General features: G+C 65.2%; 17 protein-coding genes. 7 read left to right on the top strand and 10 right to left on the bottom strand.

What is annotated here, in order from left to right; genetic code table 11:
* Positions 1 to 32: 32 nt before the first annotated feature.
* Positions 33 to 635, top strand: a complete 603-nt coding sequence (locus FJ941_RS20915) for a TetR/AcrR family transcriptional regulator (protein ID WP_140508536.1) — start codon at positions 33 to 35, stop codon at positions 633 to 635.
* A 114-nt stretch (positions 636 to 749) separates the two neighbouring features.
* The gene (locus FJ941_RS20910) at positions 750 to 1,106 is read left to right on the top strand and encodes a hypothetical protein (protein WP_140508535.1); all 357 of its coding nucleotides are present in this window, start codon (positions 750 to 752) and stop codon (positions 1,104 to 1,106) included.
* An 83-nt stretch (positions 1,107 to 1,189) separates the two neighbouring features.
* Here the strand turns inward: FJ941_RS20910 and FJ941_RS20905 are convergent, their stop codons facing one another.
* From FJ941_RS20905 to FJ941_RS20895, 3 genes are all read right to left on the bottom strand, one after another.
* Positions 1,190 to 1,783: a DUF6456 domain-containing protein gene (locus tag FJ941_RS20905; protein WP_140508534.1), complete on the bottom strand. Its 594-nt coding sequence runs from the start codon at positions 1,781 to 1,783 to the stop codon at positions 1,190 to 1,192.
* Positions 1,784 to 1,862: 79 nt separating this feature from the next.
* Positions 1,863 to 2,168 carry a hypothetical protein gene (locus FJ941_RS20900; RefSeq protein WP_140508533.1) on the bottom strand — a complete coding sequence of 102 codons (306 nt, stop codon included), beginning with the start codon at positions 2,166 to 2,168 and terminating at the stop codon, positions 1,863 to 1,865.
* Complete coding sequence (locus FJ941_RS20895; protein ID WP_140508532.1) at positions 2,089 to 2,751, bottom strand: DUF1376 domain-containing protein; 663 nt, start codon at positions 2,749 to 2,751, stop codon at positions 2,089 to 2,091. The genes FJ941_RS20900 and FJ941_RS20895 overlap by 80 nt, the downstream gene beginning before the upstream one ends.
* A 92-nt stretch (positions 2,752 to 2,843) precedes the next feature.
* On the opposite strand from FJ941_RS20895, the gene FJ941_RS20890 reads away from it, so the two are divergent.
* Together FJ941_RS20890 and FJ941_RS20885 are read left to right on the top strand one after the other, a co-directional pair.
* Positions 2,844 to 3,125 carry a DUF982 domain-containing protein gene (locus FJ941_RS20890; RefSeq protein WP_140508531.1) on the top strand — a complete coding sequence of 94 codons (282 nt, stop codon included), beginning with the start codon at positions 2,844 to 2,846 and terminating at the stop codon, positions 3,123 to 3,125.
* A gap of 39 nt (positions 3,126 to 3,164) precedes the next feature.
* A complete protein-coding gene (locus FJ941_RS20885) occupies positions 3,165 to 3,527 on the top strand; it encodes a DUF982 domain-containing protein (RefSeq protein WP_140508530.1) in 363 nt (120 codons plus the stop codon).
* 114 nt (positions 3,528 to 3,641) lie between these two features.
* On the opposite strand, the gene FJ941_RS20880 is transcribed toward FJ941_RS20885, so the two are convergent.
* A complete protein-coding gene (locus tag FJ941_RS20880) occupies positions 3,642 to 4,265 on the bottom strand; it encodes a GcrA cell cycle regulator (RefSeq protein ID WP_140508529.1) in 624 nt (207 codons plus the stop codon).
* A 591-nt stretch (positions 4,266 to 4,856) separates the two neighbouring features.
* On the opposite strand from FJ941_RS20880, the gene FJ941_RS20870 reads away from it, so the two are divergent.
* The gene (locus FJ941_RS20870) at positions 4,857 to 5,552 is read left to right on the top strand and encodes a helix-turn-helix transcriptional regulator (protein WP_181166727.1); all 696 of its coding nucleotides are present in this window, start codon (positions 4,857 to 4,859) and stop codon (positions 5,550 to 5,552) included.
* A gap of 201 nt (positions 5,553 to 5,753) precedes the next feature.
* On the opposite strand, the gene FJ941_RS20865 is transcribed toward FJ941_RS20870, so the two are convergent.
* A complete protein-coding gene (locus tag FJ941_RS20865; protein ID WP_140508526.1) occupies positions 5,754 to 6,056 on the bottom strand; it encodes a hypothetical protein in 303 nt (100 codons plus the stop codon).
* A 180-nt stretch (positions 6,057 to 6,236) separates the two neighbouring features.
* Here FJ941_RS20865 and FJ941_RS20860 point away from each other — a divergent pair, with 180 nt between their 5' ends.
* Entirely contained in the window at positions 6,237 to 6,599 is a 363-nt protein-coding gene (locus tag FJ941_RS20860; RefSeq protein ID WP_140508525.1) for a hypothetical protein, read from the top strand.
* 105 nt (positions 6,600 to 6,704) lie between these two features.
* On the opposite strand, the gene FJ941_RS20855 is transcribed toward FJ941_RS20860, so the two are convergent.
* From FJ941_RS20855 to FJ941_RS20840, 4 genes are all read right to left on the bottom strand, one after another.
* Complete coding sequence (locus FJ941_RS20855) at positions 6,705 to 7,721, bottom strand: ABC transporter permease (protein WP_140508523.1); 1,017 nt, start codon at positions 7,719 to 7,721, stop codon at positions 6,705 to 6,707.
* Positions 7,718 to 9,319 carry a sugar ABC transporter ATP-binding protein gene (locus FJ941_RS20850; RefSeq protein WP_140508521.1) on the bottom strand — a complete coding sequence of 534 codons (1,602 nt, stop codon included), beginning with the start codon at positions 9,317 to 9,319 and terminating at the stop codon, positions 7,718 to 7,720. The genes FJ941_RS20855 and FJ941_RS20850 overlap by 4 nt, the downstream gene beginning before the upstream one ends.
* Positions 9,320 to 9,447: 128 nt before the next feature.
* Positions 9,448 to 10,395, bottom strand: a complete 948-nt coding sequence (locus FJ941_RS20845; RefSeq protein ID WP_140508520.1) for a substrate-binding domain-containing protein — start codon at positions 10,393 to 10,395, stop codon at positions 9,448 to 9,450.
* A gap of 215 nt (positions 10,396 to 10,610) precedes the next feature.
* A complete protein-coding gene (locus FJ941_RS20840) occupies positions 10,611 to 11,492 on the bottom strand; it encodes an SDR family oxidoreductase (protein WP_140508518.1) in 882 nt (293 codons plus the stop codon).
* 90 nt (positions 11,493 to 11,582) lie between these two features.
* Here FJ941_RS20840 and FJ941_RS20835 point away from each other — a divergent pair, with 90 nt between their 5' ends.
* Positions 11,583 to 12,428, top strand: a complete 846-nt coding sequence (locus FJ941_RS20835; protein WP_181169897.1) for a helix-turn-helix transcriptional regulator — start codon at positions 11,583 to 11,585, stop codon at positions 12,426 to 12,428.
* A gap of 113 nt (positions 12,429 to 12,541) precedes the next feature.
* Here the strand turns inward: FJ941_RS20835 and FJ941_RS20830 are convergent, their stop codons facing one another.
* Entirely contained in the window at positions 12,542 to 12,838 is a 297-nt protein-coding gene (locus FJ941_RS20830) for a DUF1236 domain-containing protein (protein ID WP_140508514.1), read from the bottom strand.
* Positions 12,839 to 13,121 lie beyond the last annotated feature (283 nt).

Genomic DNA, 13,121 nt, shown 5'->3' with positions numbered 1-13,121 from the left:
ATAATGCAATAGAGGCTTGGGAAGGACAGGACATGCGCTACGAAAAGGGCCGGAAGGACGCATCGCGCAGCCGGATCATGGAGGTCGCCACACAGCGGTTCCGGGACGACGGCATCGCCGCCTCGGGACTGGCAAGCATCATGAGCGACGCCGGGCTGACCAACGGCGCCTTCTATCCGCACTTTCCCTCCAAGGCGGCACTGGTCCGGGAATGCGTGGCGGCGGCGCTGGAGGGTCAGTCGGGTCAGATCGCGCAGGCGCTGGCCTCCGGCGGCCTGGCAACGGCCATAGACGCCTATCTGTCGGCGCAACACCGCGACAATCCGGGCACGGGCTGCGCTTCCGCCGCCCTGTTGCCGGAAATCGCGCGGGAGCAGCAGGAAACGCGACAACGCTACACCGAACGCTTGATGACTTTGGTGCGCCAGGTGTCGGCCGCTCTCCCGCCGCATACAAACGATCCGGAAGCGGTGGCATTCGGTATCTTCGCGACGCTCATCGGCGCGCTTCAACTGGCCCGCGCGGTGGAGGGTGGGGACCTGTCGGATCGCATCCTGGCGGCCGGAGCGGGTGCGGCACGGTCGATGGCGCAGCCGCGCGGGGACGCCGGGCAGGAGCCGGCAGAGACCGCGTAACCATCGCCGCGAAAACAGAGAGGGAGCGCTGCTCGAACCATCGATTCAGCGATTTATGGGAACAGGGCTGCGACCTCAGCGTTTATTAGACACACCTTGAAAGAGGAGGTTGTCATGAAGAAACTCTTGCTCGCTTCCGTGATCGCGGTTGCTTCGGCGGTGGCGGTGATGGCCCCGGCAAATGCCGCTAGCATCACGCTCGGCATCGGGAACGGCTATGATGACGATTATTACGTTCCCAGACATCGCGACTATTATGGGGACTATTACCGCGACTACTCCGACTATGGCCCCTATTACGGCCGTCCCCACTACCGTTACAACATATACGATGACGGCTATCGGCCGCGCTATTACGGCATGCACACGCGGTATTTCGGCATGCACAGTCGTCGCTGCCACACCGAGGTGGTGAAGCACTGGCGTCATCACCACCGGATCATCGAAAGGGTGCGTGTCTGCCGCTATTGACCGCTCAAAATTGATCTGGCCGGCATGCCGTCGGCCGGATCAATCATAGTCGTCGCAGAAGCATTCGGCGGTGTTGGACCACGCTACCGCCCCATTATCATCCCATAATGCACGGCCAGCAGGTCGAGCCCTACCTTCAGCAGCTTCGCCACCACGTCGCGTCCTTCGCCATTCTGCTCGGCCACGGTCTTCACCGGCTGTTCCAGGCACACGACTTTCTGCACGATCGCCGCCACGTCCCAATGCCCGAGCGCCCGTGTCGCGGCGGCATGCGCGCGGCCGGCGTTGAGCACGTTGTCGGCGATGCCGCCGCCGATGCGACCGCCGTCGACGCGCTCCGTCCAGCGCATCGGCTTGATATCAGCCCGCTGGCTGGACTGGAAATGCTCGCGGTAGCGCAGGCCGGCCTCGCGCTGCTGGCGCGACAGCGAGGTGATGCCCAGGAGCGGGTCGACATTGCGCACCCGTATGATGCCGCCGGTGGAAGTGTGGCCGTCATTCGACACCTCGTAGACGCGCCGCGCCTCGGCCGTGCCTGATGTCAGCCGCTTGCGGCCGAAGGCATCGTCCTTCAGCGCGAAATCATGGCCGACCTCGCGGCGGATACGCACCTGCTCGGCCTCGCCCTTCGGCAGTTTCGGCGCCTGCGGCCTGGCGGCTTTGGTTTTCTTGGGCATGGATGTGGCTCCTGTTGGGGTCGGGTGTGTTTCCTTGGAAGGTCGCGATCCTTCGCGCCGACCTGTCGATCGAAACTCCTCATCGCTTCGCCAGCTTTGCAGCCGCCTCCACGCCGCGCCGCGCCAGCAGCTCCCGCATCAAGCGCCGCTCGCGCACTTCGATGCAGAGCTGCGCGCTCGAAGGGCAGAACTGCGCGTTGCCGCTCTTCACCTCGCCGCGCACGAAGCGCTGGATGGCGGCCTTGAGGTCGCCCAGCTCGGCATCGCTGACGGCCGCGAGATAGCCGCGCAGCTGCATCTCGACATCAGTCAGGGTGGATTGCGGGAAGCAGGAGAACATTGCCGCCAGCGCCTTCGTCGCCTGCTGCAGTTCGGCCGTGGTCATATCCGCGGATCTCCTCGATGATGGCGTTGGCGGCGTCGCTGTGGGTTTTCGGCCTGATCCAGCCCGGCGGTTTCTTGGGCCGGCCCGGGCCGCGCGATCCCGAAGCCGTCTCACGGTCCCCGATCGAAATCCCCGGTCTTTCGCGCGCCTCGCGCGCTGAAAAAGCGGGAGCTTTTTCCATCTGGTTTCTGGATTCTGGAGAATGCCGCATCAAAACATCGGCATTTGCCCCGGCATGCGCCTTTGTTTTCAAGGCGGTGGCGGCTCCGCCGCGCGCGCCGGCGGCCGCCCTCGCCTCGCTCTTGAGCCGCGCCTTGCTCAGCTCCTTCGTCAGCCTTTTGTGGCCGATCTCGCCGCTCTCGCGCTCGAAGAAGGCCAGCAGCTCGGCGCTGATCGCCCGCCATCGTTTCAACGGCAGCCGCGCCACGCGCGCCAGCCTGGCGTCATCGTCGGGCAAGCCGCCGCCGGCATTCCACATTGCCATCAGCAGCAGCATGTAGGCGCCGATCTGCTCGGTGGAGAGCTGCAGCGTGTCGCCGACGAAATCAGAGACGTAGAGCTGCATGAACGGCCGTTCGCTCATGCCGCGCTCCACGCCGTGCTTCCAGCCGCGCTGATGGAACCAGCCGCCGGTCCGCACGTTATGACGCGTTCCTGCGAACGGGAGGACCGCCCATGACGGCTTTCATGCCGGTGACCCTGCGTTTTTGCGACAACAAGACCATGCTGGTCGGCTCGGTGGCCGATGCGGCAACGGCGCTTCGTCACCAATGGCCCGACAAGACCGCGCCGGCCTATCTCGAGGCAGCTCGGCTCATCCGGCTCGCGGTCGAGGGTACTTGCTGCCCGCGCCCCGCCTTCGAGGCCTTTCGAGAGGCGGCAAGGCAACAAGGCATATTGGTAGCCAAGCCAAGAAGCCGCGCGCATGAGTGGCTCGACGCCGCGGCGAGCCCCTGAGAGGGCGGCGATGCAACCGCTTGCCGGCCTTGTGCGTTTATGAGCGTCGGCTTGAATGCCTCGCCTGGACCGGAGGTGAACGCCGTGGGTACAATGAAAACCGGAGTACCGCTCAAAGTGTCCCTGGACGGACATGTCGAGGAGATCGAAAACGTCAGCGATGCCGCCGATTTCCTGCAGCGTTGGCCGATCGAGCGGCGGGGCCACGTCTATCGCAGCGCGCTCAACGCATGCAGCGCGGCCATCGCGGCGCAGATCTCGCAGTCCGATGCGATAAAAGTGTTCACCGGCTTTGCTCGCGTTGCCGGCATCCTGGTTGCCGGCGGCGGCCCGGCGACGGTGCTGGAGCAACGAACGGTGCAGAGCCGCCTGCCCAAACAGGGCCGCCAGATACCGAAATAGCGGTGCGGCGCGATAGCTGTTCAAAGCAATTCTCCCAATATTTCGCGGCGATCGGGACTGGCGACGGCACGCAGGAGCGACTTTCTCCCCGTAAACTGGAGTAGGGACCAAGCTTCAACCGGCTTCGCAAACACGGCGCTGGAAGCGCGCCTGATGATAGATGCAGTAGCTTTTCATCGCCCTGGTGCGCATGCCGCAGCACAGCATGTCCTGGCCCGGCCGCCCGCCGGGCGCACCATTTTGAGGGTCTTCCTCCAGCGACAGGTCGAGCGGCGCTCGGCAGCGGCTGAACAGGCAGTCGATGAAGCGCATGGCCACGCCATGCGGCTGTCGGCCGATGGGACCACGTGGCGGTGCGGGTACCTTGAAACGGTAGGTTTCCCCATCGGCGATCAGCACGCCCGCCTCGCGTTGGAAAAGCCGTGGCCGAGCCCGCTTCGGCCGCATGGCGGGTTTGGGCGGCTGCAGCGCGGCGCCGGCACGTTCGATTGTGGTTTCCGCCTTGGCGGCGCGGCGCGCTGTCTTGGCCGTCGCCATACGGGGCGCCGGCAGCCCCTTGCCATTGGCAAAGCCGATCGCGCCCAGCATGACGTTGCGGTGGACGATGCCGATAATCGCGTTGCGCGATACGCGCGCGCCACGCTGTGCGCTGAACGCGGCCGCGATCCTCGATGCCGAAAGCCCGTCCTTCAGCCAGGCGGCAATCGCCTGCAATTCGCTGTCGCTGTAGCCTGCCATGTCCGTCTCCATTGCGCGGCCAGCGGCCGCCGCGCACGGCACCGTCAGGCAAGCGTCGGGTTCGCCCGCAGACGCGATGGGCGCTGCCGGGCTTGGTCTGGCCTGTCGGCCGCTGGGATTGCCGTGGAAGGGCTGCGTCAGCCCCGCCGGTCGGCCGGCGCGGCGAGGTGCGCAAACCGCGCCCGCGCCATGTCCCCGTCAGGGGCTGAAACCGCCCTGCCCGTCGTCGGCTCGTCAGGGATGACGGTGCCGTCCTGGGTGCGGATTAGGGAACAACCCGCGGCCGGGTCGAATGGGTCGAATGGCGGGCCGGAGCCGCGGGGAGCGGCGGCTCCGGCCGTTCCGGCCGCCAGTGACGGGCGGACCGGACGCGAGGCCGATGCACCAAGGCAATCGGCTTCGCGCTTCGCCCCGGCCGGGGAGGAGGCGGCCGGGGCGGAAGAGAAAGGGCAGCCCGGCAAGGCCGGGCTGGAGGCGCTGTCGACTCTAAGGGGATTGAGCTTTTGCATGAGATGATATAAGCATAACTCAAAAATTGATGCAAGCCATTCTTTCATGGACGAAAGCAGGACTTGTTGGTCACATGAGGCCATGGTGAAAACGCAACTGTCGATCAGGGTCGGGGCCGCGATCCGCCAGGCACGCAAGCAGCGCGGCCTGGTCATGCGCCACATCGCCGAGCACAACGACACCGATGTCGCCGCCGTCGGCAACTGGGAAACCGGGCGCAACCTGCCCAAGACCGAGAACCTGTTGAAGACCGCCGCCTTCCTGCGTGTCGACCCCGTGGCGCTCGGCAAGGGCGAGGTCGTCTTCCTCGACGATGCCGGCCCGGTGGCGGACGCCGAGATCGTCACCGATGCCGCCCCCCTGCCGGCCGGAGCCATGGATATTCCGGTGCTCGGCGCCGCCGTCGGCGGCGATGATGGCGATTTCACCTTCAACGGCGAGCCTGCGGGATACGTCCAGCGTCCGCCAGGGGTCCGCAACCTGCCGAAAGTGTTCGCGCTGCATGTGCTCTCGGATTCCATGGTGCCGCGCTACGAGCCCGGCGACATGATCTATTGCGGCGGCCGCGACGCGGTGCCGGGCGACCATGTGGTGATCGAGACCTTTCCGGAAGAGAACGAGAAGAACGGCAAGGCCTTCATCAAGAAACTGGTCCGGCGCACGGCGGGCGAGCTGGTGGTCGAACAATACAATCCGCCCAAGACGCTGACCTTCAACCGCTACGCCATCAAGCAAGTCTGGCGCGTCATCCCGCTGAAGGAACTGCTGGGATATTGAGACTCACTTCCTTTGCCCCCCCTGTGCGGCGGGCGAGGCTCGTGACTCGCCCAGGGGGGGGCGGCCTCGCGAAGCTAGGTCGCATGAGGGTTTTTCCCAGGAAAGCCGACGTCTCGCTCCGCTGGAACACCCCTCAACCGTCTCGGCGCTACGCGCCGATCCACCTTCTCCCACAGGGGGAGAAGGAAGAATCAGCGCCTCTCAAGCCCGCCTCGAGCCTGCCAGCGGCGCTTCGCGATCACTCAGCATCCGCGCTTCCGAGCGCACGCGCTGGCGCTCGTCGATGAACGCGGCCTGGATCGAGACCGCGGCGCCCGGCAGCCCGTCGGCGCGGCAGGCCGAGCAGACGATGCGACCCGACAGCGCGGCCAGCGGCGTGTTCCCGTTCACCCCGAAGCGCTTCAACTGATCGGGTCGCCACCACCTGTTGCGGCCGCAATCGGCGCATTCGACCGACAGCGAGGCGACCTGCGCGATCACTGCTTCCCTGCCCGGCAACGCCATCGTTCCTCCGTCCTTTTGTTCGTGATTTGTTCGCATCTTCCCGTGTTTTGAAGCAGGAGTCGAGTCGCAGTTTCCAAACTCCTCCAAAAGTCTCTCTTCTATGTCTATTTGAGTTATGCTTATATATAACTTGCAAATATGAGTCGGCGCGGATTGCACGCGCCAGATCCGGGAGCAAGAATGGATGCCGCCGATTTCGCCCGCGCCTGCGGTTACACCGGCGACAGTCCCGCTTTGCTCGAAGCCTTCGAGGCGATCCGCCGCAACGGCATCGTGCAGGCCCGCCTGGATCATTTCAGGCGCAAGGCCGTCATCGAGGAATTGAAACAAACGGAGCTTCTGTTCCTGGCCGCGATCGGCCCGGCGCTATCGGCGCACGAAGCCGTCGAGGATGCGATCCGGTTCATCGCTGGCTGGCGAAACATGCCGCGCTGGCGCCAGGAACGGCGCCTGCCCGATCTCGCCAGGGCAAGGCAGCAGCTTCTCATAGCCCGTTTCTTCCGCCGCTACGGCCATGGTTTGTGGGCAAGGCAGGCGGCGTGAGGCTCGACAGCGCCGTTTGCGGGTTTCAGGCGAGGACGTTTTGCAAGCAACGCGGCAGACGGTGATCCCTTCTCCCACAACAAGGGGAGAAGGAAAAAACTCCACTCACCGCCTCACCCGTGATTTCAGCCACCGGTCGAACGCCACCGCCAGGATCAGGATGAGCCCGATGACGATGCTTTGCGTGTAGGAAGAGACGTTGTTGAACTGCAGCCCGTTCTGCAGCACGCCGATCAGCGCCGCGCCCACCACCGTGCCACCGACCGAGCCGATACCGCCGAACAGCGAGGTGCCGCCGATGACGACGGCGGAGATCACCGTCAGCTCGTAGCCGATGCCGGCGACCGCTTCGGAAGAATTCAGCCTCGCCGACAGCACGAAGGCGGCGAGCCCGGCGAAGAAGCCGACGATGATATAGACAGAGACCAGGATGCGGTCGACGCGCAGGCCCGACAGTCGTGCCGCTTCGGCATTGCCGCCGACGGCATAGACGGCACGGCCATAGCGGGTGTAGCGCAGCACGATGTGGCACAGGATGGCGGCGACGGCGAAGATCAGCGCCGGCACCGGCACCGGGCCGATCAGGCCGGTGCCGAACCAGCGCATCGAGGCGTCGAAGCCGGAGATCGGACCGCCATTGGAAATGGTCAGCGTCAGCCCGCGGAACACCGTCAGCCCGCCCAGCGTGACGACGAAGGGCGGCACTTTCAGCCTTGTGATGGCGACCCCCTGCACGCCGCCAGCGAGCGCACCGACCACGACGGCGGCCAGCAGCGCCGCGAACCAGCCATAGCCCTGCGTGCCTGACGTCGACAGCGACAGCGTGTTGGCGGTGCCGCCCTTGGCCACCACGGCCGCCACCATGCCGCAGAAGGCGAGCAGCGAGCCGACCGACAGATCGATGCCGGCGGTGAGGATGACGAAGGTCATGCCGAGCGCGATCAACCCGGTGATCGATATCTGCCTGGTAATGTTAAACAGGTTGATCGGGTCCATGAAGCTCGGCTTCAGCACGGTGAAGACGACGACCAGCGCCGCCAGGAACAGCAGCGGCCCGAAGCTCATCAAAAGCCGGGCGATCGTCACGCCGCCACGCTGGTTCTGTTCCTCGGCGATGCTCATCGTGCCTGCCCTTCCGCATCCTGTGCCGGCGCGTCCTGTCGCGGCGTATCCTGCCTGTCGAGCGCCATCAATTCCATCAGCTTTTCCTCGTTTGCCTCGACGCCCGGCATCTGCCCGGTGATGCGCCCCTTGCGCATGGTGACGATGCGGTCCGACACCGCCAGCACTTCGGGCAGTTCGGACGAGATCATCATCACCGCGATGCCGCGCGCCGCCAGTTGCACCAGGATCTGGTGCACTTCCGCCTTGGCGCCGACATCGACGCCGCGCGTCGGCTCGTCGACGATCAGCACTTTCGGGTCGCGCGCCAGCCAGCGCGCCAGGATCACCTTCTGCTGGTTGCCGCCCGACAGGCCTTCGATCGCTTGTTCGGCCGACGCCATGCGAATCGACAGCATCTTCCTGAACCCCGACAGCGCGTCGCGCTCGCGCCGCTCGGCCATGAAGCCGAAGCCGTTGCTGAAACGCCCAAGCGAGGCGACCGAGAAGTTCGGCAGGATACCAAGCGCGGCAAAGATCGCCTGGTGCTTGCGGTCCTCCGGCACCAGGCCGATGCCGAGCGCGATGGCGTCGGCCGGCGAAGCAGGCGCGATTTCCCTGCCGTCGAGCGTGATCGTTCCCGCAGCGATCCGGTCGGCGCCGAAAATGGCGCGTGCCAGCTCGGTGCGGCCTGAGCCGACGAGGCCGGCGACGCCGAGGATCTCGCCGGCCTTGAGGTCTATGTCGACGCCGTCGAGCACGATGGCATGCGGCGCCTCGGGGTCGCGCACGGTGCGCAAGCCGCGCACGGAAAGCACGACATCGCCGGCCACCGCGCGTTGCGCCGGCCGCGCGTAAAGCTCGGAGGCGGCGCGCCCGACCATCTTCTCGATGATGGCGGGCAGCTTGATCGGCCCGCCCTGACGGTCGAGATGCCCCGCCAGCCTGCCGTCGCGCAGCACGGTCATGCGATCGCAGATGGCGGATGCCTCTTCCAGCCGGTGGGTGACGAACATGATCGCGACACGGTCCTTGCGCAGCCGGTCCATGATCGACAGCAGGCGCTGCACCTCTGTCTCGGTCAGCGCCGAAGTCGGCTCGTCCATGATGATCAGGCGGCTTTTCAAAGACAATGCACGGGCGATCTCGACCAGCTGCTGTTCGGCCACCGACAGCGCCGACACCGGCGTCATCGAGTCGATGGAGAGACCGACGCGGGCAATGATGGCGCGGGAATCCTGCTCCATCTTGCGCCAGCTCACCAGTCCGAGCGGGCCGGTCGGCGCGCGGCCAATGAAAATGTTCTCCGCCACCGTCAGCGTCGGGATCAGGCTGAGCTCCTGGTAGATGGTGACGATGCCGTGCCGCTTGGCATCCTGCGGGCTCGCCGGCTGGTAGTCGGCGCCGTCGAAGGTGATGCGGCCGCCGGAAGGCGGCATGACACCGGACAGGATTTTCAAGAGCGTCGATTTTCCCGCGCCGTTCTCCCCAAGCAGGCCGAGGATTTCGCCACGGCGGACATCGAGCGAGACATCGCTCAGCGCGGTGACGCCGGCGAAATGCTTGGTGACGCCCTCGACGGCAAGCAGGACCGGGGATGCGGCCTCAACTAAAGGCAAAGACTTCTCCTTGTTGCCACCCCTAGATTAGCCAGGTTGCGCTTGAACCCCCCCTCTGTCCTGCCGGACAGTCCGGCAGGACAGAGGGGGGCGCTGTCCCGCCGGCTTATCAATCGAAGCTGACTGCCCTACTTCGTCTCGTTCAGCCTCTCCGCCTTGTCGAGATTGTCCTTGCCGATGACGATGGGCGTCAGCAGCACCAGCTTCTCCTTCGGCTCGGTCTTGTCCTTGGCGTAGGCGACCGCGATCTGCACGGCGGTGCGCGACTGCTTGCCGGGGAACTGTTCGACCGTGCCGGCGAGCTTGCCGTCGCGCACGGCGACCAGCGCTTCCGGCAGCGCATCGAAGCCGTAGATCTTGACGTCGCTGAAGTTGCGCGCGGCACACGCTTCGAGCGCGCCCAGCGCCATATCGTCATTGGCGCAGATGATGGCGTCCGGCTTGCCGTTGGCGGCAAGGCCGGCTTCCGTCACCGTCAGCGCCTCGGCGCGGGCGAAGTTGGCGGTTTGCTCATAGATGATCTGGTACTTGTCCTTCAGCGGATCGAGCACATTGTGCACGCCCTTGTTGCGGTCGATCGCAGGACCCGCGCCCGGCTGGCCCTGCAGGTGGAACAGCTTGGCGCCATTGGGGAATGCCGCAACCACGGCCTGGGCTTCCGCCTCGCCGCCCTTGACGTTGTCGGCGCCGACATGGGCAAGGATGCCCTGGACACCGTCGACGCGGCGGTCGATCGTCACCACGGGAACCCCGGCCTTGACCGCTTCCTCGATGGCTGGCGCCAGCGCGTTGACGTCGAGCGGCGAGATGACGATCGCGTTGACCTTCTGCACCAGGGCCGCCTCGATGTCGGCGGTCTGCTTGGTGGCCGAGTTCTGGCCGTCGCTCTCGGTCAGGTTGACGCCTTGCGCCTGCGCTTCGGCCTTGATCTCGTTCAGCATGTGCACGAAGAACGGAAAGCCAAGACTGGGCACCGAGCCGAGAATGGTCAGTTTGTCCGCGGCGAAAGCCGAGCGTGCGGCCAGCATCATGGCGCCCGCGGCCACGGACGTCATCAGGAATTCGCGTCTGTTCATGGGTTCCTCCTCCACAGAAGCGCACGTCCCTAAAAACCGGGACCGGTTTCAGGAAGGATCACGCGCCGGTTAAAGTGTTGGAGCATCCTCCTTGCGCCAAGAACGCATGCCGCTCCAGCTGACCGCCTAAATTCCTCCGATCGGCGTCAACAAGAGAATGCTAACCCAGGGTCAACCGTTTGTGCAACATCGATATAACAGAGCCGGACAGCAACTTATCGCATGGCGTCGAGATCGGCGATCAGCGTCGGCCCGGTCGGATGCCAGCCGAGCCGCGCCTGGGTCAGCGCGCTGGAGGCCGGCAGGTCCATGGGGGCGAACATCGCCATCCAGCCGAAATGCTCCGCCGCCTTTTCAGGCGCGATCGAAACGGCCGGCAGGTTCAGCCCCCGGCCAAGCGCTTCGGCGATCGCGCGGACCTCGACGCCTTCCTCGCCGACCGCGTGATAACGCGCGCCCGGCTGCCGCTTTTCCACTGCAAGACGGTAGAGGCGCGCCGCGTCGACGAGATGGCCCGCCGCAAAGCGATTGCAGCCTTCACCGACATAGGCCGAGACGCCTTTCTGGCGCGCGATTTCGATGAGCGGCGAGATCAGCCCCTGCTTGACCGTGTTATGGACCTGCGGCAGCCGTATCACCGACACGTTGATGCCCGCCTCCAGCAGGGCATTCCCGGCGAGTTCGGAGGCGACGCGCGGATTGGGATGGCTGGGGTTGAAGACGTCCTCGACCGCCAACTGGCCATGGCCGGGGGCGCCCATTCCGGTGCCCGACGTGATCACCAGCGGCCGGTCGGAGCCGGCGAGTGCCTGGCCGAGTGCCGCGATGACGCGCCTGTCCTTTTCGCAATTCTCGGCGAACCTCGAAAAATCATGGTCGAAGGCCGTGTGGATCACCGCTTCCGCCTTCGCCGCGCCGTCGCGCAGGCCCTCGGGATCCTCGAGGGTTCCGCGATACACCTCCACGCCCGCGGCGGCCAACGCCTCGGCGCCGGCATCCGAACGAGTGACGCCGATTACCTGATGGCCGGCCTGAAGAAGTTCGGGGACAATCGCCGAACCGATGAAGCCGGTGGCGCCGGTAAGAAAGATACGCATGCAAAATCTCCCGCACAGTTGCCCGCGCAGTATCGCTGGTCTATTATTCCATTAAAGTAGTGACCTTATCATGGTATAATGACTAACAGGATGCCCAACAATTCCGCCGGTTCGCTCGCAGCCTTTCTGAAGGACCGGCGCACCCGGCTGGACCCCTCGTCGTTCGGCTTCTCGGGGCGCAGGCGCACGCCGGGACTGCGCCGGGAAGAAGTCGCCCAGCGCGCCAACATCAGCCCGACCTGGTACACATGGCTTGAACAGGGCCGCGGCGGCGCGCCTTCGGCCGACGTGCTGAACCGGATCGCCAAGGGACTGCTGCTGACCGAGGCCGAGCGCGAACATCTTTTCATGCTGGGGCTGGGGCGTCCGCCCGAGGTCCGCTACATCGGCGCCGACGGCGTCAGCCCCAGGCTGCAGCGCCTTATCGATACGCTCGAGGCAAGCCCGGCCTTGATCAAGACGGCGACCTGGGATGTCGTCGCCTGGAACCGCGCCGCGCAAATCGTGATGACCGACTACAGCACCCTGCCCCCGGGTCAGCGCAACATCCTGCGTTTCATGTTCCTGAGCCCCATTATCCGCGCCAAGCAGCACGATTGGGAGAACCTCGCCCGCTTCGTGGTCGGCGCGTTCCGGGCCGACGCGGCACGCGCCGGCGCGGTGTCCGAGGTCGCCCAGCTCGTGGACGAGCTTTGCAGCGCCAGTCCCGAGTTTGCCGCCCTGTGGCGGGAAAACGACGTGCTCAGCCATGGCGACGGGACAAAGCGCCTGAAGCATCCCGAACTCGGCGACATCGAGCTCGAATATTCGGCCTTCGCGGTCGACGGCCGGCCGGATCTGAGCCTGACCGTCTATAACCCGGTGGACGGCAAGGTCGCCGACCGAATTCGCGCGCTGGCCCGGCGCCGCGAACTGCAGGAGGCGGACCCATCGTAATGATGCAGGATTAGCAGGCGCGAGATCGGCAACGACCCGCGCGAATTCTGATTGCTCGGCAACGCATTTTGCGCAATAGGCCCGCCACCAGCCGGGCGGCGGGCCGGCGCGGGCTACTCGATGATCTTGACGATCTTGCGGGTGCCCGGATCCACGACCACCGTCCGGTTGTCAATCACGGTGTAGCGATATTTAACGTTGGGAACTTCGTGGAGTTCAACGGTATCTGGCAAGGCCGTGCCGACATTGAGTTCCACGCCGGGAACCTTGACCGAAGCCAGCGGCTGCTTCTTCACATATTCCTTGATCACAGTTTCCTGCTCGGGCTGGATGACGACGTCCTCGGCGGCGGCCGCGCCGACACCTGCGAGCAACAGAACCGCGGCTACGGCGGCAAGATTCTTTTTCATCAGTTCCTCCATATGAAATCCACGCAGCTACAACATTGTCACCGCGCTGCCGATCGAACTTCAGGCGGGATTGAATGTTCCAGGATTGGGCTTCGGTCCGGCCTGCCCCAGACTTAGGTCCCATCTCAAAACGCAATGGTCCTGCCGGAGCCGCCGCCGGGAACGACCATCTTTCGCGCTCGTTGTTCGCTGCAAGGTCACCGGCAGGTAGCCGGCGAAAGTCGGACTGCGACCGCGCGTGTATTTTCGAATTGGCGCAGCTAACGTCCCTTCCTGCGCCAAT

Origin of the sequence: Mesorhizobium sp. B2-3-13 (assembly GCF_006442195.1) — a bacterium.
GTDB classification, from domain to species: domain Bacteria; phylum Pseudomonadota; class Alphaproteobacteria; order Rhizobiales; family Rhizobiaceae; genus Mesorhizobium; species Mesorhizobium salmacidum.
The sequence above is the reverse complement of the archived record's forward strand: the minus strand, read 5'-3'. Positions and strand labels throughout refer to the sequence as shown.